This window comes from Bradyrhizobium lupini (assembly GCF_040939785.1).
Taxonomy (GTDB): Bacteria; Pseudomonadota; Alphaproteobacteria; order Rhizobiales; family Xanthobacteraceae; genus Bradyrhizobium; species Bradyrhizobium canariense_D.
Genome location: NZ_CP162553.1, coordinates 2,707,928 through 2,727,814 on the forward strand (window position 1 = coordinate 2,707,928; position 19,887 = coordinate 2,727,814).

At 59.0% G+C, this 19,887-nt stretch carries 19 protein-coding genes and 1 pseudogene; 3 read left to right on the forward strand and 17 right to left on the reverse strand.

Annotated features, from left to right (window positions below):
* The first annotated feature begins 61 nt into the window (after nt 1-61).
* Both AB3L03_RS12945 and AB3L03_RS12950 read left to right on the forward strand, forming a co-directional pair.
* A complete protein-coding gene (locus tag AB3L03_RS12945; protein ID WP_368508750.1) occupies nt 62-295 on the forward strand; it encodes a hypothetical protein in 234 nt (77 codons plus the stop codon).
* Between the two features lie 530 nt (nt 296-825).
* A pseudogene (locus AB3L03_RS12950) lies at nt 826-1,189 on the forward strand (RMD1 family protein); the annotation flags it as partial.
* 1,033 nt (nt 1,190-2,222) lie between these two features.
* Here AB3L03_RS12950 and AB3L03_RS12955 read toward each other — a convergent pair.
* From AB3L03_RS12955 to nifH, 7 genes are all read right to left on the reverse strand, one after another.
* Nucleotides 2,223-2,540 carry a hypothetical protein gene (locus tag AB3L03_RS12955; RefSeq protein ID WP_368508751.1) on the reverse strand — a complete coding sequence of 106 codons (318 nt, stop codon included), beginning with the start codon at nt 2,538-2,540 and terminating at the stop codon, nt 2,223-2,225.
* A gap of 573 nt (nt 2,541-3,113) precedes the next feature.
* Nucleotides 3,114-3,410: a ferredoxin family protein gene (locus tag AB3L03_RS12960; protein WP_085383486.1), complete on the reverse strand. Its 297-nt coding sequence runs from the start codon at nt 3,408-3,410 to the stop codon at nt 3,114-3,116.
* A 40-nt stretch (nt 3,411-3,450) separates the two neighbouring features.
* A complete protein-coding gene (locus AB3L03_RS12965) occupies nt 3,451-4,758 on the reverse strand; it encodes an FAD-binding protein (RefSeq protein ID WP_204513351.1) in 1,308 nt (435 codons plus the stop codon).
* Between the two features lie 11 nt (nt 4,759-4,769).
* A complete protein-coding gene (locus AB3L03_RS12970; RefSeq protein ID WP_204514055.1) occupies nt 4,770-5,882 on the reverse strand; it encodes an electron transfer flavoprotein subunit alpha/FixB family protein in 1,113 nt (370 codons plus the stop codon).
* Nucleotides 5,883-7,025: 1,143 nt separating this feature from the next.
* Entirely contained in the window at nt 7,026-7,358 is a 333-nt protein-coding gene (gene nifW / locus AB3L03_RS12975) for a nitrogenase stabilizing/protective protein NifW (RefSeq protein WP_368509047.1), read from the reverse strand.
* 694 nt (nt 7,359-8,052) lie between these two features.
* The gene (locus tag AB3L03_RS12980; RefSeq protein ID WP_085383483.1) at nt 8,053-8,778 is read right to left on the reverse strand and encodes a nitrogen fixation protein NifQ; all 726 of its coding nucleotides are present in this window, start codon (nt 8,776-8,778) and stop codon (nt 8,053-8,055) included.
* A gap of 66 nt (nt 8,779-8,844) precedes the next feature.
* Complete coding sequence (gene nifH, locus AB3L03_RS12985; protein ID WP_007600043.1) at nt 8,845-9,735, reverse strand: nitrogenase iron protein; 891 nt, start codon at nt 9,733-9,735, stop codon at nt 8,845-8,847.
* Between the two features lie 531 nt (nt 9,736-10,266).
* Here nifH and AB3L03_RS12990 point away from each other — a divergent pair.
* Nucleotides 10,267-10,821, forward strand: coding sequence for a peroxiredoxin (locus AB3L03_RS12990; protein WP_007600041.1), 555 nt, complete (start codon nt 10,267-10,269; stop codon nt 10,819-10,821).
* A gap of 1,808 nt (nt 10,822-12,629) precedes the next feature.
* On the opposite strand, the gene AB3L03_RS12995 is transcribed toward AB3L03_RS12990, so the two are convergent.
* The 10 genes from AB3L03_RS12995 to AB3L03_RS13040 all read right to left on the reverse strand — a co-directional run bounded on the left by AB3L03_RS12995 (nt 12,630) and on the right by AB3L03_RS13040 (nt 19,658).
* On the reverse strand, nt 12,630-12,896 hold the full coding sequence (locus tag AB3L03_RS12995) for a hypothetical protein (protein WP_085383482.1): 267 nt from the start codon (nt 12,894-12,896) through the stop codon (nt 12,630-12,632).
* Nucleotides 12,897-12,906: 10 nt separating this feature from the next.
* Nucleotides 12,907-13,266 carry a hypothetical protein gene (locus AB3L03_RS13000; RefSeq protein ID WP_085383481.1) on the reverse strand — a complete coding sequence of 120 codons (360 nt, stop codon included), beginning with the start codon at nt 13,264-13,266 and terminating at the stop codon, nt 12,907-12,909.
* A gap of 11 nt (nt 13,267-13,277) precedes the next feature.
* Nucleotides 13,278-13,517, reverse strand: coding sequence for a nitrogen fixation protein NifZ (locus AB3L03_RS13005; protein WP_085383480.1), 240 nt, complete (start codon nt 13,515-13,517; stop codon nt 13,278-13,280).
* Complete coding sequence (locus AB3L03_RS13010) at nt 13,514-13,834, reverse strand: nitrogen fixation protein NifZ (RefSeq protein ID WP_204513349.1); 321 nt, start codon at nt 13,832-13,834, stop codon at nt 13,514-13,516. Before AB3L03_RS13010 ends, AB3L03_RS13005 begins: the two co-directional genes overlap by 4 nt.
* A 1,090-nt stretch (nt 13,835-14,924) precedes the next feature.
* Nucleotides 14,925-15,149: a 4Fe-4S binding protein gene (locus AB3L03_RS13015; RefSeq protein ID WP_007600032.1), complete on the reverse strand. Its 225-nt coding sequence runs from the start codon at nt 15,147-15,149 to the stop codon at nt 14,925-14,927.
* Nucleotides 15,150-15,164: 15 nt separating this feature from the next.
* Nucleotides 15,165-16,718 (reverse strand): nitrogenase cofactor biosynthesis protein NifB, encoded by a 1,554-nt coding sequence (nifB, locus tag AB3L03_RS13020; protein ID WP_368508752.1) that lies wholly within the window; start codon nt 16,716-16,718, stop codon nt 15,165-15,167.
* A gap of 859 nt (nt 16,719-17,577) precedes the next feature.
* Entirely contained in the window at nt 17,578-17,802 is a 225-nt protein-coding gene (gene nifT, locus AB3L03_RS13025; protein ID WP_085383474.1) for a putative nitrogen fixation protein NifT, read from the reverse strand.
* Nucleotides 17,799-18,992, reverse strand: a complete 1,194-nt coding sequence (gene nifS / locus AB3L03_RS13030) for a cysteine desulfurase NifS (RefSeq protein ID WP_368509048.1) — start codon at nt 18,990-18,992, stop codon at nt 17,799-17,801. Before nifS ends, nifT begins: the two co-directional genes overlap by 4 nt.
* A gap of 18 nt (nt 18,993-19,010) precedes the next feature.
* On the reverse strand, nt 19,011-19,304 hold the full coding sequence (locus tag AB3L03_RS13035; protein ID WP_368508753.1) for a NifU family protein: 294 nt from the start codon (nt 19,302-19,304) through the stop codon (nt 19,011-19,013).
* A 33-nt stretch (nt 19,305-19,337) separates the two neighbouring features.
* Nucleotides 19,338-19,658, reverse strand: a complete 321-nt coding sequence (locus AB3L03_RS13040) for an iron-sulfur cluster assembly accessory protein (RefSeq protein WP_085383472.1) — start codon at nt 19,656-19,658, stop codon at nt 19,338-19,340.
* Nucleotides 19,659-19,887 lie beyond the last annotated feature (229 nt).

Here is a 19,887-nt window from a genome sequence, read left to right on the forward strand (position 1 = left end):
GAGGGCAAGCGCTTTGCTGTACTGCAGATCGCGATGCGCGGTGTTGGACGGGATGAGCCGATTGGCGAGCGCCTGGATCGCAAACAGCGGCAGCCAGAAGCGTCGTGGCATTCATACCAAATTGCGGCAGGTCGGCCGGAACAAAGAGTATGTTTTCCAGCAACAGGCCGAGCGCAAGACCAAAAGCAGCCGCCGCCGCGCCGAACAACAGAAACAGCATCGAGCCGGGGACGAAACGCACCTCGGAGACCCCAACCGCAAAGTGCGGCAGACTCTCGAAGAACATGAACACTAGCGTCGCGGCGATGGCTTGTAGGGCAAATGACAGAGCGCCCCGCTCGCGCATAGTCTCGACCAGAAGCTTGGCGGGCGACGCAGCACGTCGCAAGGCCTAGCACGCAGCTTAGCACAAGCCTGGCGCCTGTTACTATTCCCGGTTCGATATGCATGGTCCAGGTCCCTCTTGCCTTTGTACTCGGGCCTTGTGTGGTAGACCGCTCGAAACGGCGATTTCAGTTTCCGCACCTCGGTCGACCGCTAACGTCCTGCTTCCGCCATATCGGACCGGGTGTGCACACAGCCTCCGCTCGGTCTGCGGGACTTTGATAGCAACAGCTATGCCACCCTCGCCACCGCGCTTAAGCCTCTGATTGCGCGTTGAAATGTTTCCGTCCCCACAAGGCTCGCCGTGTGAGCTAGCTGACATACTCTGGATGAAATTGAACACACATGGGTGCCCCGTCTTTGCTCAACCTGTGCCGTTTCGAACGATCGTTCTACCTCCCTTCTTGAATTGGAAATCCTGCGGCCGCCGGCGCGAAGACACCCTTTGCACTCGAACTAGCCGAGCGCGGCCGACCGCGCGAGGACCCAAGGGCATTCTCCAGCTGATCGGCGATGCGCTCCTGGTCCAGCAGCGTGTGGCGGGCCGCGCAGCCATTGCCGAGAAGCCCGACGCACTCTGGGGCAAGCCGGCGCTGGAGCGGCTCTATTCGCGGCTGACTGACGAATACGAATTGAAGGAGCGTCTTGAGATGCTCCAGCGCAAACTGCGGGCCATTCCGGACGGCCAACGCCCCGACGGACATCATCGAGACACGGCGCTCGCTGCGTCTAGAAGGTTATAGTCGTGCTGATCGCGACGAAAGTTGCGATCGGATGCGGTCAGATTATTGCAGCAGCTCAGTGAAGTGCGGCTGGTCACAGCAGGCGAGGCGCTTTCCTGGCCTTTGAGCGGGCTCACTAACGTATCAGGCCGGGTAGTTGCGAGGAACACGCTGTTCGGCGCACGCGGCGGCGTGTTTTGGCGAAGCCTTCGCCGTGCTCTTGCACGCGAGGTTCGACGAAATCCCGGTGCGGCTCGCGACCGAGCAAATAGGCGAGGCGACTTCCGGCGCAATCTCCGGAAAATCGATCAACGATCATGCGTGTATGGCAGACGCGCGGCAGAGCGTTCACCCCGACGATCCAGCGTGATCCGAGAAGACCCTTTGTCAGTTTGCGGCGGACCGCAACTGAGCTTGTCCGCTGTTGCCGAGTAGCTCGCGGAATACTTGCGCTTCCCCGTCGTTCGCCAGCGCGCGGCCAGTGACGACCGGAACAAGGACGGTCGATTTCACCAGAGCGCCTCGCTAAGAGCGAACGCCTTTCGCCGCGTTGACACATCGCCGCGGCTCGGTCGACGTCGCCTTCGGTGATTTCCCTTGCTTGGCTGTTACCGAAAGGCTCCATGATCGAGGAGCGCAGCGCACCGCGCGTGCTACAACTGGACATGAAAGCTCCGAACCGCGGTCCTCGGGTTGACTAAGGCGACGGTCGCCGAGCTATACGCGCTCGGTACTGCCATGGAGCGTGCATGGCAGCTCCGCGTCAGCGATAAACGGAGGACAAGGAACTGCGCCGCGAATTTCAAGCGGTTTTGACCTCGCAAGCAGGCGCCGAGATATCCGACGTCCCGGTTGCCTGTAGACATTCCATCTGCAGGGATTGTCCTCAAAGCGCCCTCGCCACTCACGTGCGGGCGGCAACTTCCCCTAAATCCACTTCTGAACAGAACCCGCCATGTCGATGCTTAGCTGGCTCGTTCAGAAGGCCGGCGAGCCTGAGGCCTTCAAGGACACCTTCGAGCCGCTGTTCGCGAACGATTGCGGCGAGCAGCGAAACGGCCTCCTCCCGATGGACGGTGAAGCCGACGTCAGGCGCTCGCTGAACCAAGAGGTCCATCAGGGTGGGAAGTTCAGAACGTGGTCGCGTAAGGTCGAGACCACATCATTGGCGAGATAGGTCGTCAAATCCCCTTTCGCCGGCGGATCAAAGTCCAACTCGACCGCGGCGCGCTTCTCGATTGCCTCTCGTATCAACTCGCGCTGGCTTCGTGCATTCATCGAGAGCATGAACGCCGCATCCGCGAGCTTCTCGCGCGGCAAGCTTCTCAGTTCGACTATGCGAGCCTGGATGTCGGCAATCGAACTCTCACGCCCTGCATCTGCTTGCCACGCGTTAGCTCCTGCCCTGCTCTTTTGTACCCGAACCATCATCATGCTCTCCGGCGGACGATATATCCCGGCGATACAGCGGAATGAAAGTGCAAAGTTGTGTGGTGCATGCGCGCAGTCCGCCTGACGAACGCGGAACCGGCGGTCGCGCGAAGGACTCAGAATGCGCTATTTTCGTAATGCGCTCGTGCTTTTCTCGTCTACAAGGCGCGGGATGGCATGTTGTCGGGTCGTGGCTACGGCCGAGCGAAGGCCTGCTTCCAACATTCCGTCAGTAGGTGATAGGCAGCGAGGCGGTGACGGCGGGCGGATCACCGCCAACCTTCCAGGGAGGACGAAACCGGCCAGATATTCCGGAAGACAACCAGACCGTGGACCAGATCCGAGACGGACGACGTTGCGTTTGCACCCTTGCTTCGGATCCGCTCGCTTTGGCTATCTTCGGGAATATTATAGCGGAAACCGGAAACTGCGTTTGTCCACCATGCAAGGGCCCGCCGGGTAGATGGAAGATTGGGACACCGGTTGAACGTGACCGGGTTAACGCCGATTTCGCGCGTGATCTCGTTGCATCGCGAGAACGACGTAGCCGCCGTGGCAGGGCTCTCACCTGAAGATTTAACCGAACTTGAATAGGACACCGTAACCGCCGCGTGGGTAGCTCCACTCGATATCACCACTTTCTTCGCAGATCACCCTGCAGGTGCCGCACTCGATACACCCATCGACTGTCACCTCAACATGACCTTTATCATTGAGCTCGTAGCACCGTGCAGGGCAGGCCTTCAGCATCGATAAGAGCCGCGAGGATGGCGTGGTGTGCGGACGTACCTTGATGTGGGCGCGGCCGGAATCAACGAGATAACGGTTGTAGAATAGTTTATCCTCGACACGTTGGGATGGCTCGCTCGGCATTTTTTCTGGCTCCGTCGTTCGTCGTCGTCTTAGGTTTGGATCACCGCCAGGCCCGGGCAATGCGCAGGGCATCGCTAAACAGCCCACTCCAAGACCGGGCCTTGATGAACGAGCTCAGCATCAGCTTCTCTTTCTCGAGCTTTGGTGTGCCGTCGACGCGCACGTAATCCTGCATCGCCTTGGAGAAGAGCTGCGGATATGTGAGAAAGAAGTTCTGCGAGTGGGTATGCATGAGTGCCGGCATATCTTTGTACTTCTTCAGGTCCTTGATCACGAAAGAATCAGTTAGCATTTTCTTGTAAAGCGAAAGATTTTTGGCCGTCATCGGATCTTTTCGCGATCTGATAAGGCAGATCGCTTCCGCCGCGATACGGCCCGACGTCATCGCCAAATTGGACCCCTCGCGATGGATGGCGTTGTTAAGTTGGGCGGCGTCTCCGACGACCACCCAGCCCTCCCCGCAAAGCTGCGGGATTGCCCTGTACCCACCTTCGGGGATCAAGTGCGCGGAATATTCCTTGACCTCCGAACCTTCGATGAGCGGCGCGACGGATGGGTGACGCTTGAAACCCTCGAGCAGGCCGTAAGGCGTCTCGCCGGTACGCTGGAAGTCGGCAACAAGACAGCCAATACCGAGCGAGATGCATTCCTTATTGGAATAGATGAAGCCCATACCGGTCATGCCGCGGGAGATGGTTCCGACCGCTTCGATGACGAGCCCCTCGTCGCCTTTGAGATTGAAGCGAGCGTCGATTGTCTCGCGTGACAAAAAATGCATCTCCTTAACCGCGAGTGCGACCTTGTCCGGTTTCGGCCGCCCTCTTAAGCCCGCGCCCGTCCCGAGCACTCCGTTCACCCCCTCGGCCAGCACGACAACATCTGCATGGATTTCACCCCCATCGCGGTCTGTGCGCACCCCGACGACCCTGCCATGGGAATCCTGGAGGAGCTCGGTCACCGTGGTCTCGCACAGCACGGTAGCGCCGGCGTCGCGGACCTTCTGCGACAACCATTTATCGAACTGGGCGCGGATGATGGTGTAGCGGTTCGGCTTCTCCTCGTTGAAATCATCGGATCGATAGTGAATCCCGGTGTGCGAACGCTCGTCCAGGATCCAGAAGCGTTGCTCGACTAGATGCCGCTCAAGCGGCGCATCTTCTCGGAAATTCGGAATCAGCTTCTCCAGCATGTCGGCATAAAGGATGGCCCCTTGCACGTTCTTCGACCCGGAATACTCGCCGCGTTCCAGCTGCAGCACTTTCAGACCCCGCTCGGCCATTGTAAGCGCCGCCGCGTTCCCGCCCATGCCAGCACCGACGACGATGGCGTCGAATCTTTCCTGAATCATAACAAGCTCCCCTAGCCAGCGATGCGGTCGTGCGAGTGCGGCGATAGCTGCGCGCGGAATGCAGAGGTCAACGCCGGCAACAGTCGAATGGCGTCGGTGACGATGCCGATATGGGCAAAGTCGAAGATCGGAGCGTTCTTGTCAGTGTTGATGGCAACGATGAGGTCGCCGCCCTCCACGCCGACGCGATGCTGGATAGCGCCGGAAATGCCGGCCGCGATATAGAGCTTTGGCCGGATGGTTTTCCCGGTCTGGCCGATTTGTCGGTCGGAGGTGGCCCAGCCCTTCTGGACCAGCGGCCGCGAGCAGCCATATTCGGCGCCAAGCACGTCCGCGAGCTGGTGTACCAGTTGGAAATTTTCAGGCGATCCCAGACCGAGCCCTCCAGCGACGACCACGTCGGCATAGGCAAGGTTGGACTTTGTAGAATCGCGGTCTGGCAGGAAGGACAGGACTTTTGTGACGATATCTTCTTCTACAAGCCCGAGCGGATGCGAGATGACGCGCGAGACGGCGCCTGTCACGCGCTCGGGCATCGGCATCACGCGCGGTCGGACGGTTGCCATCTGTGGACGATAGTTGAGTGTGTAGATCGTGCACAACAGTGAGCCGCCAAACGTCGGCCGGGTCGCTGCAAGCGAGCCGTCGGCATCGACATCGAGTTCTGTGCAGTCGGCAGTTAGGCCGGTGAGCAGTGTGGTGGCCACTGAGCCGGCGAGATCACGGCCGAGTGTTGTTGCCCCTAGGAGTAGGATTTCCGGCTTGTAAGTGTTGACCAGCTCTGACAGGGCCTTGGTATAGGACTGGTTGCGATAATCGGCCAAGAGATTGTCCGCGACGATATAGGCGAGATCGGCGCCGTAGCAGAACGATTCGGCGACCGCCTGCTGCGTTGTCTCCCCAACCGGGCCGATGACAACCGCGGCGAGGTCAACATTAAGCTTGTCGGCGAGCCGGCGGCCGGCACCCATCAGCTCCCATGAGACGGGGTGCACGACCCCGCGTTCCTGCTCGATGAAAACCCAGACGTGCTTATACGGCTTAAATCGCTCGGGCAGCTCCCTCTTGGTCGCCGCGCGACCACCACCCGCGGCCGGAGCTGCACTTTTCGGTGCGGTGCTCATCATCTGTACTCCCATTCGCATTCAGTTGCGGCTCGCCAGCGGAGCATGCTCCGCCTCCAGGTTGGAATTCGCGCTTGAAGATTTCTTCAGTTAAGCGTCGGGCCAGATGCCGGCCAGCATCGCGTCAGCACCGCCTGGCAGCAGCGCGGGGCCGACACAGCCCTTGCTGGACCTGGGCCACGAGCCCGGAAGCATGCGCTTCGGGTTCGTTCCGGATTCGGCATACTGGGGCGACGGTTTGGTTCCGGGCACTGCTAAGGCACCGACCCGGCCGGTCAGGCGTGCCGATCGATTGGTCCTCCTCATCTTAGAGATGCAACAGAGGTGCAACAGATCAAGGAGCTGCGAGGGGCTCGGCTGGTACGATTGTCGGCCGCGTGCTTGCCGATGGAAGCGCGATCCCATTGCTCCGAGTGCCCTTGTTTCTTGCCGATCATAGCGACAGGCACGCAACTCCTCGCGAAGACAGGAGGGGCGGCGCTCAAGGCGCCCGGTCAACGGCGCCGCACGGCCGGCGCTGTTGAGCAACGGCTCCCCCCGCGAAACCTCGGCCAGGGATCGGCCAACGGGGGCGCACGAATCAAACGCAGCTTTCAGCTCCGCCGGGTATGCGACCATCGCTTTGGCGTCGCGACGCATTATGGTGCCGGCAGGCAGCGCGCGCGAACCGGCGCGGCGTCAAAAACAAAATCGATGCGGACCAAGACGAGCATGCGCTTCTCCAGACTAGCTGAGCATATGTCAGCAATTGTCGTACCAATTTGCGCAGGCGATGAAAATTGATCGCTATTTCAGAATCTTATCGAAGGAGGCGGCATCTCACGAGATCGAAACATTCGAGACCGTACTGACCCGTGTCAGGAATGCGACAGAAGACACTCATCCGAACCTTGGTGAGCTTTCGTCGCGACGTGTGCGGTCCCGCTGCCGGCGCATGATTGCAGGAGATAGGTACAGCATGCGTACCAGCTTAAAAGGATGGAAATATCAGCGGTGAGTCGTGATTGGCCCCTAACGAGCCGAGGTGCTCAAGCTGCGGATCCGCGAGGCCGCGACTGTAACTTTCCGCTTGAATTCGAAACCATGGCTTGCTGTCAGGCTCTCGGGACCTTCACGGTCCAGAGCACGACATATGAGCTCAATTCACTCCAACAAATCGAGCTGGACCAATGCTGGATGCTTGTTCGCTTGTGGTGCGGCCGCATCCTTCAGCACCTTGAATACGCGCTGTTCGATCGGGGTGGACGTGACGAAGTCGGCATAGGCGCGCTCAAGCGTGGCCTTGCAACGCGCGGCGATCTCAGGATCAGATGCACCGGTCAACTCCTCGCCTGCGAGATATTGGCCCATGCGACGCAGGATGTGAAGCCGCGCCACATCGACGATTTTCGCATCGTACTCGACGCCGAGGAGTGAAAAAAACTCCTCTGCGGCCGAGGCCTTGTTCAATCGCGCAAGGATGCCATCAGTCGTCATTCTCAACCTCCATCTCGATCCGCGCCCAGAAACGACCAGGCTGGAATGTTTCAACCCGATCGCGCGACGCGCGTGGCTGATTCGCTGTTGACGAGCGAGCTCTCGTGAATGTCGCGCCAGATCGCCAACACCGTTTCCTGCACACCAAACCTTGGTGCTCGATCGCATGCTTGCGGACGGGCGCGGGGATGGTTTCGCTTTGCTCGGCGCCGAAAGAAAGCTGCACGACAGCAGCAAGGTGATCGGGGCGAACCCTGAATGCTTTCCGATCACAACCCGGGAGGAGCGGCGAGCAGCCCCGGGCCGAGCCCCTCGTAGCTGCGCCGGGTCCTTTAACAGCCCGTGGTCGTGGATGCCGGGTGCATTGGTAAAGACATGCTCGTCGACAATCGCCTTGTTGAGCGGGATGGTACGGGGCGCAGCGGCTGCAACGACGACCGCGGCTTTTTCCAGTTCGGATAGCAGTACGCCGGTATCACCGCAACAGAGCTGTCTGGGTGCGACGGCAACTTCCTTCAGCGGCGCATTGTCGGCTCCGCCAGATATCAACCCGCGATCATCAGACGCCGCCTCGGCCTTAGGTCGGGTGCGCGCAATCGTTTGCCCCGGCCTGTTTTCACCCCCCATGCGACAGGTGGCCGAAAGCTCGTAGAATACTCCCGCAATGGCGCCAAAGAGGGTATCAATAATGAACTCAGCCTTTCAAGCTTGGGACGGCTTGGACGGTGTCATCAAGGCGGCGCAGATGATCCCGCCGACGTCCGGCCATCCGGCTCTCCCCGCTCTCTTCGCCGAAGCAAAGATCAAAATCATTGCATTCCGTGCAGACCGGCGTGGTACACATCACCAGGCCGTCATCTTCGCATAGCATGCGATAGAAGAAGCGCTTCCAGCGCATGTTCTTCGTGTTGCGAGCCGCCAGCGGCCCGAAATGGCGCATGAGGACACGGGACAATTCATCCCGCTTCCGCAGGCCGAGATCTTCCCATAAGTGATTAGGCTCCATGGCGCGCCGCGCGATCATCGTCGCGAGCCAGCCGCCAACCTCGCCATGAGTGGAACGTTGCGCAAGCAGGAGGTCGCGTACCATGACTGTCTCGTCAAGAGCCGGTAAGGCGGACTGTTCGCGCCAGGTACAACTCCTGACCGGGGCGGATGGGAAGTATTGCACCAAGAGCGCATTGAGCTCCTGGTTGGTCAAGTCAGCACGTTCGGGAAGTTGGCCGCGATCCATAGCTGATGTGGCCAGAATGCAAGCGAGCACATGGCGATCGAAGTCATCATTGTCACTGATGTCGACTTCTGCCGGATGGCGCCCCGTCAGAAGCTTGTAGAGCTCACTCGCATCGCGCTGCTCGGCGACGTGAGCTACCGATACGCGAGATGAGATCGTGCCGGCCGTTTTTCCTTTGCCGATCATAACTTTCGCACAGCTTCTGAGTGGACGAGGTCGGCCTTCCCGGATCGAGAAGGCCGACAACATGAACTATGCCGAAATAGCGGCAAGCTCGGCAGCGGTCTTGCCGACCTGGCTCTCGTCGACGGGCTTGATGATGCCGTGCTCCATGAGCATATCTTCGAGCTCGTCCATGCTGATTGGCGTCGGGATAGCGCCTTGTCCGGCATTATTGTGGATCTTGGTCGCGAGATTGCGATAGTGATCCGCCTGCTTGGAGTCCGGCGCGTATTCCAGCACCGTCATTCGGCGCAGCTCCGCGTGCTGCACGACATTGTCGCGCGGCACGAAGTAGATCAGCCGGCTGCCGAGCTTCTTGGCAAGAGCATCGGCAAGCTCCAGCTCCTTGTCGGTCTGCCGCTCGTTGCAGATCAGGCCGCCGAGACGCACGCCGCCGGAATTCGCATACTTCAGAATGCCCTTGGAGATGTTGTTGGCGGCATACATCGCCATCATCTCGCCGGACATCACGATGTAGATTTCCTGTGCCTTATTCTCACGGATAGGCATCGCGAAGCCGCCGCAGACGACGTCGCCGAGCACATCGTAAGAGACGTAGTCGATGTCCTCATAAGCGCCATTCTCTTCCAGAAAGTTGATGGACGTGATCACGCCGCGTCCGGCGCAGCCGACCCCCGGCTCCGGACCACCGGACTCGACGCATCGAATGTCCCTGTAGCCGAGCTTGATGACGTCCTCGATTTCGAGGTCCTCGACGCTGCCGGCATTCGCCGCCAGGCTCAGAATGGTGTCTTGCGCTTTGGCGTGCAGGATGAGGCGAGTCGAGTCCGCTTTGGGATCGCAGCCGACGATCAGAATCCTTTGGCCCAGCTCAGCAAGGGCCGCCAGCGTATTTTGCGACGTCGTCGATTTGCCGATGCCGCCCTTGCCATAAAACGCGATTTGTCTCAGCGAAGACATGTTGCTCTCCATCAACCGATTGCCAATTTTTCGCGCCGAATGCGCGAGCCTGTTTCTCTCGTAGAAACCATGGGCACACGAGTTTCGGGAAGGAGGCCATCGCTCGCCATCAGCGTCGGCGTGCCCTCAGCCCTCGCTCGTTGTTGCTCCATCCAGTTAGCAACTGGCGTGCCATTTCCTTCGCACCTGCATTAAGCTTTTGATTACCCTCAACTAACAGCGTGGCCTCGGACGCCGGCGTGCTGTGGCGGACCGGACAGCCGCAAAGGCTCTGACAGAAACCCGACAAAGCCTCTGCGCTCCGATTCCACTACGAGCGCCGGCCAAGGAGCACAAACGGGAAATCTCGCGTCTTACGCCCGAGACGATTGAGGAGACGGACATATTGCAGATCGGGCTCGAGGACATCGCCACCATCAAAGGCGAATGTTCCACGACGGGTATGGCGGGCACTTGCCGCCAGATCGGGTGGCATATTGCTTGCTCAGTCGCGGAACGCTGTTCCGTGTGACCCGATGTTGTGAGGACAATATGCTTGGAATTGGAAGTAAGTTGCCGCCGTTCGACATCATAGGCGTGAAGCCCGGCTTTCACCTGCAGGAGGAGGACGGGCAAAGCGCTTTCGAGACGCTGACTGAGAGAAGCTTCCCCGGCAAATGGAAAGTCATCTTCTTTTACCCGAAGGATTTCACATTCGTCTGCCCAACCGAAATCGCCGAGTTTGCCCGCCTGACGAAGGATTTCGCCGATCGCGACGCAATCGTGCTTGGTGGGTCGACCGATAACGAGTTTTGCAAGCTCGCCTGGCGGCGTGACCATAAGGACCTGCACCGTCTATCCATCTGGCAGTTTGCCGACACCAAGGGCGCACTGGTCGATGGCCTTGGAGTGCGCTCGCGTGATGGCATCGCACATCGCTATACCTTCATCGTCGATCCTGAGAACACGATCCAGCATGTCTACGCGACTAGCCCCAATGTCGGCCGCAGCCCCACCGATACGTTACGTGTTCTGGATGCGATACAGACTGATGAGCTCTGCCCTTGCAACCGCGAAATCGGTGGCGACACGCTTAAAATTGCCTGAGGCAACATATCGATCGTGCAGTTGGACGAGCGTTCCGGCCGCGGGACGTCAGACGCAATCGTTCTTCGATGATTTCAGGTGAGACGATGCTGCCGCAAACACTGCTAGCGAGTGCGACCCGCAATTCAGTTCTCTTTACCGGTCATGAACTCTGACGCCGCCGCCGCGATATGGGCGCGGCAGTCGCGGCGGCGATATCCACGGTCTCGATCACGACGATGAACAGCGTTCACGGCCGCTTTGCCCTCACATCATCCCGAACACAAGCGGATGCCGTCGCGGCTGCCCATGAACATACAAACGCTTGTACGCTTCTGCGCCTGCCGGACGCACATCTCCCGCCGGAGTTCCTTATACTTCGTCGCAGGTCGGGACCGCGGTTCTCTTTTGTCTGCGGCTTACCGGCAAGCAACTTCAAGGGCGCGATCCAGCGCGCACGAGGTCAGAAACAGGGTACCAATCTCTCCCTCTTGGGGCATTCTAGGTTTCAGTCGCCGCGCCTTGAGAAGGGTGGACGCAGCGGCATATGGCTTAGCGCGAACGACGTGTGCCTGCCGTCGGTCGACGCGCTCGCACACCGTATTTTCCGGGCCTGGCAAATCTATATTCAGCGCCTAAGCAGCACGTTGCGACGAGCGATTCGCTTGAGTCGCTGATTGAACACGACAATCGGTTGGGTTTAGGTCAAGTAACCGGATCGACGGAGAAGCCGGTCAGCTCGTTCGCCGCGCGACCTAACCGTCGGCGCCGAGCCTGAGACGACCAACTGGCCAGCAATCGCACGCCGCCTGACGGTCTCGATCATCACGCCGGTCGATTTCCGAAGCTGAATCCCATCTCAGCGCTGGTGACCCAAGCCAATCCCCAAGGTAGACGCTTTCTGCCTTAGGGAGCCTTCGGATCGCTTCATAAGCTTTGAAACCCTAGCTACGGGGGTGCGCGCCCTTGAGTGCGCCTTGAGCAGCTTGACCTCATCCTTACTATATTCTTTGCGCTTGGTGCTTTTCGCCACGTGACGTTCTCCGATTTCGCTTTGCACATTTATCTGCAGCGCCTTGTTTTTGAAAAACGACGCAACTAGCTTCCCATTACCATATCAATGACCATCGGCAACTATTCAAGCGGGCTTTTTATCTTCCAGATAAGAACATGAACTACACGCGAATTTGTTCTCTGTCCTTCTGTATCTTTATCCGCGTGACAAACCCGATTCCCGACGCACGTCAGGCGCTTCAACATGGAAGCAAGCTATCGAGACAGGGATGCTCGATTCGGTCCTTCAAAAAACAACTCGAAAGCGCTTCTTGCTCAAGTACATCAACTTCACTCACCAAGAAGTTTCGTAGAGCAATATTCAGGCGCCAGTATTGATGGAGTAGCGCTGGATCGGCCAGGACAATCGTGGTGCTCCCGCGCATCATGAACCGGCCTTCACCGCGCGTGTACGGCGTTACCGCGCGAAGAATAAACGTCCTCTCATACTTTCTGGGCTTCTGCGGACCTAGGTCGAGTACTCACAAATGCAAATCCTGCGACGGCTGAGGTTTGCTTCGTCAGCTGATCGAGCACGGCTTGCTCTTCCTCATTTGACCGCCGCAGTATCCTTGATCGAAGAGGCCACGTAGAGATAGCCAGGCAATTCCATCCTCAGCGAACAAGATGCGAGACCATCGCCTGCCCCGTGCCATGGACCCGATGAACGAGCGAGCGATCTGATCGTGATATTTCGCCAGGCCTAGCACGACGGCATGGCAAACAACCCGCGGGCTTAGCGCCCTGTGAGCTGGCACCGGCAGGCGACTGCTTGATTATGACATGGCAGAGCGCTTGGCCAGCACAATGCCGCTGGCGCGCCGCGGATCATTCGTGATCTGTGCACATTGATCTCCGCAGTCGAGTAAATGCAGGTCGAATTGGCCAAACCGGCGGAACGGGGTGTGCGTCATGTCGGAGGCGTCGCAACAAATCCAGGCAAGATGTGGAAATTTCTGCCGGAGCGTCAGGCAGGGCTCAGAGCCTATGTCAATAGCGGCGAGCGTCTGCTCGATCATCGTCAATTCGCCTTGGCGCACCATCCACAAATCCTCATCGCCAGAATAAACGTTCAGGATCGGTATTCAGAACCGTTGTCGCCAAGCCAAGCCGTTGATGGGTCGAATGCCACTCCCAGACGCCCTTACGGTGATCTTTGCGGAACAGCTGCCATGCCGCCCCAGTCCTGTCGTGGCGCAGCAGGGCGACCTCGACGAGGCCGCCCTCCGCATTGATATTGCCTGAGCAACACGGGCTCTCGACCAGATAGCCGCCAGGAACCGCAGTCACCTCTGGCGAGACATATCGGTAGCGCTCGCGCTTCGTGAGTGCGCGCACGATTCGCCATCGATCGAGCTCGTTGGGATGCGCAGGCAAGCCGGAATGATGTCTTCTGATGATTGCCGCGTTCATTCCTCAACCTCCTAGAATGCAGAGATTTCTTCCTCGATGCAGCCAACCACCAACTGCTTGCCGAAGTCGACCATATAAATGAATAGGTTCGCTTCCGTATGGCGACCGATCTGGACGATCTCACCAACGTGCCCGACGCTGACCAGACACTCTTCCGGCGACGCGTCCGGAAAGGAACCGTCGTTGAGCAGATCTATCGCCGCCTTGACACGTTGGCCTGAGTGGTATCTTGGCAGTCTTGGTTCGATCATCGGGATGCCGCTCCTGGCAAGGAAGGCCCCTCGCCTTCGTGGCTTCGCCTGACTAGATCGAGCTCCTTGCCTTTCATGCCGACGCGATAGCCGGAGCCGAGGAATTCGACCCCATAGATATAAAATTGTTGTAGGAACGTGCCGATCGAGACGACATAGCCAAGCTCACCTTTCTTGACCAGAACCTCACCGATCTCCTTGCCCACATAGGTGCCGTCGTTGCGGATGGTGCGGTTGGCCCGCACCTTGTCGCCATAATCAAACAAGGGGGTGTCCGTCAGCTCGACGATCTCACTATCGCGGGCGATGTTGCTCATGCTGTCGTCCCCGTTCCACCGTTCGATACAACGTCTCGCCAACGCCCTGCCTCACGGACCCCCTTATCATTATCCCCGATCAACCGCGTCGATCCCCGCACGGCGGCGCGACTTGCGATCACGGATTGCATGAGCCTATCGAGACCCCCGGTGCAGCAACATCAACGCCCGCAACTTCAAGTCCAGATGCTCGAGATAACTATCCGTGAGCCCATGGTTGATGTTGAACAAGCCCTCGATGCGGCACGCGCGTCCGTCATCGACGGAGGCATGGTTGAGCGGCCGCGAGCCGCGTGTTTCAGCCCGATGCGCACAGCCGGCGGAGTCGGCCTGATTACCCCGGCAACTGAGGGCATCGTGGACGTCACCATTCACGGTCCCGTCCATAGGCTCAAGCATCCCATAAAAACACCTCGGCGCTGACCTTGTGCGTGGAAGCGAGCCCCACCAGTCCTTTGACAGCTGCGTCGGTTCTCGAGTTGCCCGAGACGCAAGCAGGCGCAAGAGCGTTGAACGAGAACAGGACGGCGCACGCCAGGGCCATAGCGGCCAAACTCGGGCTTGCCGGCGCCGCGAGCGCCATTCGGCAGGAAACCGCTTCTCCGCATCACGTGATCGGGTGCGAACGCGTTGGCTTGGCGCAGGTCGATTTTCGGCATGTTGATAGGATCACCCTGCCCGCCCTGAGATGATGCTAGGCCAGCTCGACACCGCACGACCAACGCAGGAGTCGGTGAGGACGCCCTCGTTTCTCTCGGATGGCGGACTGAAGAACGACTTGAGCATGAATGTCGCCGATTCAAGGATGGCTGCAGGGGACTGGATCGATGTCGCGGAAGACGCGTCCAGCGAATTCGACCCGCGACGCTCAGGAGAGCGGGCTTCGGGCGGACAGAAATCGTTTGACGCAGTCCCGCCGATGCCCGCGTCGCCAGAATATGGCTTGGTAGCTGGCGAATAGCTTGGCGACCAGCGCGAGCCTTCCATCCGGTTTGAGAAGGCAACGGCCGCGGCCGCCGGCCGTTAATGCGGAGCATCAACCGCCCGAGTTTCTGAACCGCTAGTGTCGTCATGACATCCATCGTGGCCCTTAAGCAGGCTCCTGGTGACGCGGCAGCGCCGCGTCGAGCACGCATGTATTGTCAACGGGGCAAACCGCCACGCATTGTGGCTCGTCAAAGTAGCCGGCGCACTCGGTGCATTTCTCAGGATCAATCAGGAAAACGCCGGCTCGCTCGGAAATAGCGAGGTTCGGGCATTGCGTTTCGCACGCCGAACAGCCCGTGCATTGCGACGCGATGATCTTGAACGGCATTATTTGAACCCATCCTCAGGCGGCGGAAGTCAGCGCGTTGGAGCAGGCCGCCGCATTGACCCTTTCAACGTGATTGATCTTCCCCTCATTGACTTTATCGAGATAGAGTTTGAACCAGGCGGTGACCGAGCCATCGATGAACTCGTAGGCGTACCGATCGACCGGCTCTATGCCGGCCTTGATCAATTCGGCCTTCGGGCAGCCGCCGATCTTTGACACGAATATGGCGTGGCAATCCTTGATGGCGCCGATGGCGATTTCGAGCTTGCTGTCCTCGCCATGACCATCTTGGCAATAGGAATGGATTGCTCGATGACCAACGTATTTCGCGCCTGAAGTCGAGAGCTCGTAGACCTGGAACTCCTTGGCATGACCGAAGTGCTGGTTGATCAATCCCGAGGCCTTGGTTGCAACCGCCACCAGCACCTTGATTTTGCTGGACGCGCTGGCGAGCCGCGCAAGCGCCTCCTGCTTGGCCACAAGGTTCGCGGTGCGCGCCTTCTCAACCTTAGCCTGATACTCCTTCCGGGCCTGCTCGTCGTATTTGATGTCCATCGCCATGATTTTTTCCATGGTGAACTCCGCGCCACGGTCCTCCCCGAGCAGTCCGACGGCGTCAGCCCGGCACTGGCGACAGTGACGCATCATGTTCATCTCGCTTTCGCAGCTATCCTGCAATGCTGTCACTTCCTGTGCAGTCGGGCCGCGTTGCCCCCTGAGGCCGAAGACGGTCCCATGCTCCGGCGACGATATCAGCGGCATCACGTTATGCAGGAAGGCGCCGCGCGACTTCACGGCCTTGTTAACCTCGACCAGATGCTGGTCGTTAATCCCGGGGATCATCACCGAGTTGACCTTGCACAGGACGCCGCGCGCGGTGAGCATCTCCAGCCCTTGGAGCTGTCGATTGCTGAGTATTCTTGCGGCTTCAATGCCGGTGCAGCGCTTGTGGTCGTAAAAGATCCACGGATGGATCTTTGCACCAATTTCGGGATCGATCATGTTGATCGTGATCGTCACGTGGTCGACCTTGAGTCTCGCGATTGTGTCGACATGATCGGGTAGCGCAAGGCCGTTCGTCGAGAGGCACAGCTTGAGATCTGGCGCGAGCCTATTGACGAGCTCGAATGTCCTGAATGTCTTTTCCGGGTTCGCGAGCGGATCGCCAGGACCGGCAACGCCGACCACGCTCATCTGAGGGATCGCGGAAGCGACCGCCAGCACCTTCTTGGCGGCCTGCATCGGCGTCAACTTTTCACTGACAATGCCAGGACGCGATTCGTTGGCGCAATCGTACTTACGATTGCAGTAATTGCATTGGATATTGCAGGCGGGTGCGACGGCGACATGCATGCGGGCATAATGGTGGTGCGCCTCCTGGCTGTAACACGGATGGTTCTTCACCTTTTCCCAGATCTCAATTGGCAGATTGGCGATGCCAGCCTGAGATCCGCAGCTTGCCTTACCGCTGCCACCGATCGTACCGCAGCCCTTGTGCGTCGCCATGACTTGCAAGGTCTCGCTGATGTCGCCGCCGCAGGATACCTGGTGTTGCGCTGAAGTACTCATTGTTCCAATTCTCTTCGCAAGCCGAACCCTTTCGGCAAGCATCCCCAGAGTCTTTCTGGAAAGCCAAGAGCAACTGGCGTGCCATTCCTGCAGAATGAATTTAACAGTTCGCTTTCAAGCACTTAGCTAAGCCCTGGTCGATTGTTAGCTTTACCAGTTCATGTTGGAAAGCTGACAGGGATTGCGATCACAACAGCGCTGACACCATTGTTTTGAGGCCCGGCAGGCTGCTCAGCTATGGCTTCGGCAAGCGGCAAGCGGGTGGCGTCGTTTGAAAGTTGATCTTCCGTCAGAATGTGACGCCTAGGCAAAGCACAATCCGCAAAAGACGTTCCGGGCGCTTTGAAGGACAGGTTGATAAGGCGAGCCTAGAAGCAGAGAAAGCGGTCCTGTGACTGACCTATGCCATGGAAGATCACGCGGACCCCGGCGTGATGTTCCGGAAGGGCATTGTCAACCAGGTGAAGAGAAACGCCCGCTCGCCAGGGTCAGGGATCATCACGAAGGTTGATACTTCTGAGCCTGCGGTCTGGGCCGGCGCGCGACTCAACCATTCAAAGCTGAACCTTATCGAGTCCAGCCATTGGCCCGACGCTGTTAAGACGCGCGGAATGCAACGAGCGGCCTGGCGGTCGCCGAAAAGGGGAGGTCGCGAAGGCCTCCCCATCAAGACCATTGCGCTGGTCGGATGCCTCGATGCTGCGCCCCGGCCAAGATACTGCCTTTGGCCCGCGCGGCAGCACGATCTTGGTTCCGAACAAGGCTGCATGGGCTGTCGCGTTTACCGGTACGCGCGCACCGCGCCCGCCAAGACTTCCCTGGACATCCCAGTTTGACGACGTCCGTAGACACGGAGCGTTCATTTTTCGGTTGCTTCGCCTCCGCGCTTCTTGGCGTTTATGGTGATTGGTAGGGTGGTGTCGCTCGCCATCTCCGGTAGGTCGAGCACCCAGCCGTTTGCGATTTTGACCCAACCACCCCACAGCGTCTCGTGCTCCCAATCGACGATCGGTTCCTCAAGATCTTTCTTGGGTACATAAATCGAAAGGCCTGTCTCGGGCGAACGACGAATCATGACCTTCATAGGGGCTCTGCAGGTTGCGAACTCTCGCCCGCACGCTCCTGACACGCACGCCACAAGGCTCTCTGTTTGGAAATAATGTGCGCCAGGACTTGCAGCACACGACCGATCTCATCCGGCGCCGTGTCTCGCGAGAGCGAGAAGCGCACCGCACCGCGCAAAAAGGTCGCTGGTACTCTCATCGCGCGCAGGACATGAGACGGCTCCATCGAGCCGCACGCGCAGGCTGAACCGAGTGAGGTGGCAATTCCGTCACGATTCAGGTGGTGGACGATGGCCTCCGCTTCGAGACGCTCGAAGGCCATGTTAGAGGTATTTGGCAGGCGGTTTTTGATATCACCGAGCACGATGCAACCGCCGAGCGCGAGAATGCCGCGCTCCAGCCGGTCGCGAAGCGCGCAAATCTGGATCTGATCTTGTATGAGGTGTGCCGCCGCGAGTTCCGCCGCCTTGCCGAGCCCAACAATGCCTGGGACGTTTTCGGTGCCAGCGCGGCGACGCCGCTCTTGCGCGCCGCCGAAGATCAGCGGCCGGAACTTAATGTCATTGCGCACGTACAGCGCGCCGATGCCCTTCGGACCATGCAGCTTGTGGCCGGAGAGCGACAGCATATCGATATCCGTCGTCTTCAGGTCAATTGGAATGCGCCCGACGGCCTGGACTGCATCGGTGTGAAAGAGCGCGCCGACTGAGCGCGCCATCTTGGCGAGGGACTTCACCGGAAAGATCGTACCGGTCTCATTATTGGCCCACATGATCGAGGCGATTGACGTACGCTCCGACAAGGCGTTGCCATAACTCTCGATGTCCAATCGACCGCTTGCATCGACCGGAATGACGTGGATCTTGATTCCTCGTCGGCCCAGCTCCTGGGCAACAGACAGCACGGCCGAATGCTCAACGGCCGTTGTGACGATCTCGTCGCGTCCTTCCTGCACGGCGAGCGCGGACAGGATCGCAGTGTTGTCAGATTCCGTCGCGCCGGAGGTGAAAACGATCTCGTGATCGAATGCCGCGCCAATGAGAGCCTGCACATTTCGGCGCGCCTGCGTCAATGCGGGCGCAACCTCAATGCCGAATGCATGCCCGGAGGACGCATTGCCGAATTGCCCAGAGAAGAACGGCAGCATCGCGGCAACCACCAAGGGATGTGCAGGGGTCGTGGCGTTATTGTCGAGGTAAATCGGCCGCACGGAGAGTTCGCTCTGCACTTAATGCCTCACTTTCGCAGCTTCGGGGAGCGGGATCAGGCGGACAAACTCGCCGAGCCGCTCGATCAGGCGCGCCTGAATGGTCGCGAGCGTCGTGCCCGCAAGCTTGCATACCATGCAAGCGCCAGCGAGCCTGACCATGATCTTATTGCCGTCTATTGCGACGAGCTCACAATCTCCCCCATCGCGCCTGAGGCTTTGCCGACTCTCATCGAGCACGGCGCGGACGATCCGCTCGCGATCGGCAGGCTCGATAGTCGAACACTGCTTCATCCGTTCAGCCTTCAGGCCCATGTTCGATGCTCCTTCCATTGGTCCCAAGGCGACTCAGCTGAATGATTTGCCGCAGGAACAGCTCGATTTGGCATTTGGGTTATCGAAGCGGAACCCTGATCCTTCGAGGGACACCACGAAATCGATTGTGGTGCCGTTGAGATGCTCCCGGCTTGCGTTGTCGACGAACACTTTTATCCCGCCTTGCTCGAACACTGTCTCATCGGAGCTCGGCTCATGAGCAAGACCCATTTTATATGTGAATCCCTGGCAGCCGCCGCCTTCGATCATGATCCGCAAACCGTTTGTCGGCTGCGCAGTCGAGGAGATTGCGGCCTTCAGTGCCTTGATGGCGCTATCCGTCAGGTGGATCATCTCTGGCTCGCTCTCGCTTCTGTCGCAAGGCACAAATCGCAAATCCCATGCCAGTCGAAATGCAGCTGGGATCAGCTTGTTCTGCGGGACCCAGCATTCGATTTGCGACTTGTCGGATTCGCGACAGGCGGGTTTCCATCATCGCGACGTGATCCAGCCGAGACCTCGTGATGCTGCCAGCACGTAACCATGCACATCGCGCCAAAACGCCGCTTACGCTCTACGTCGC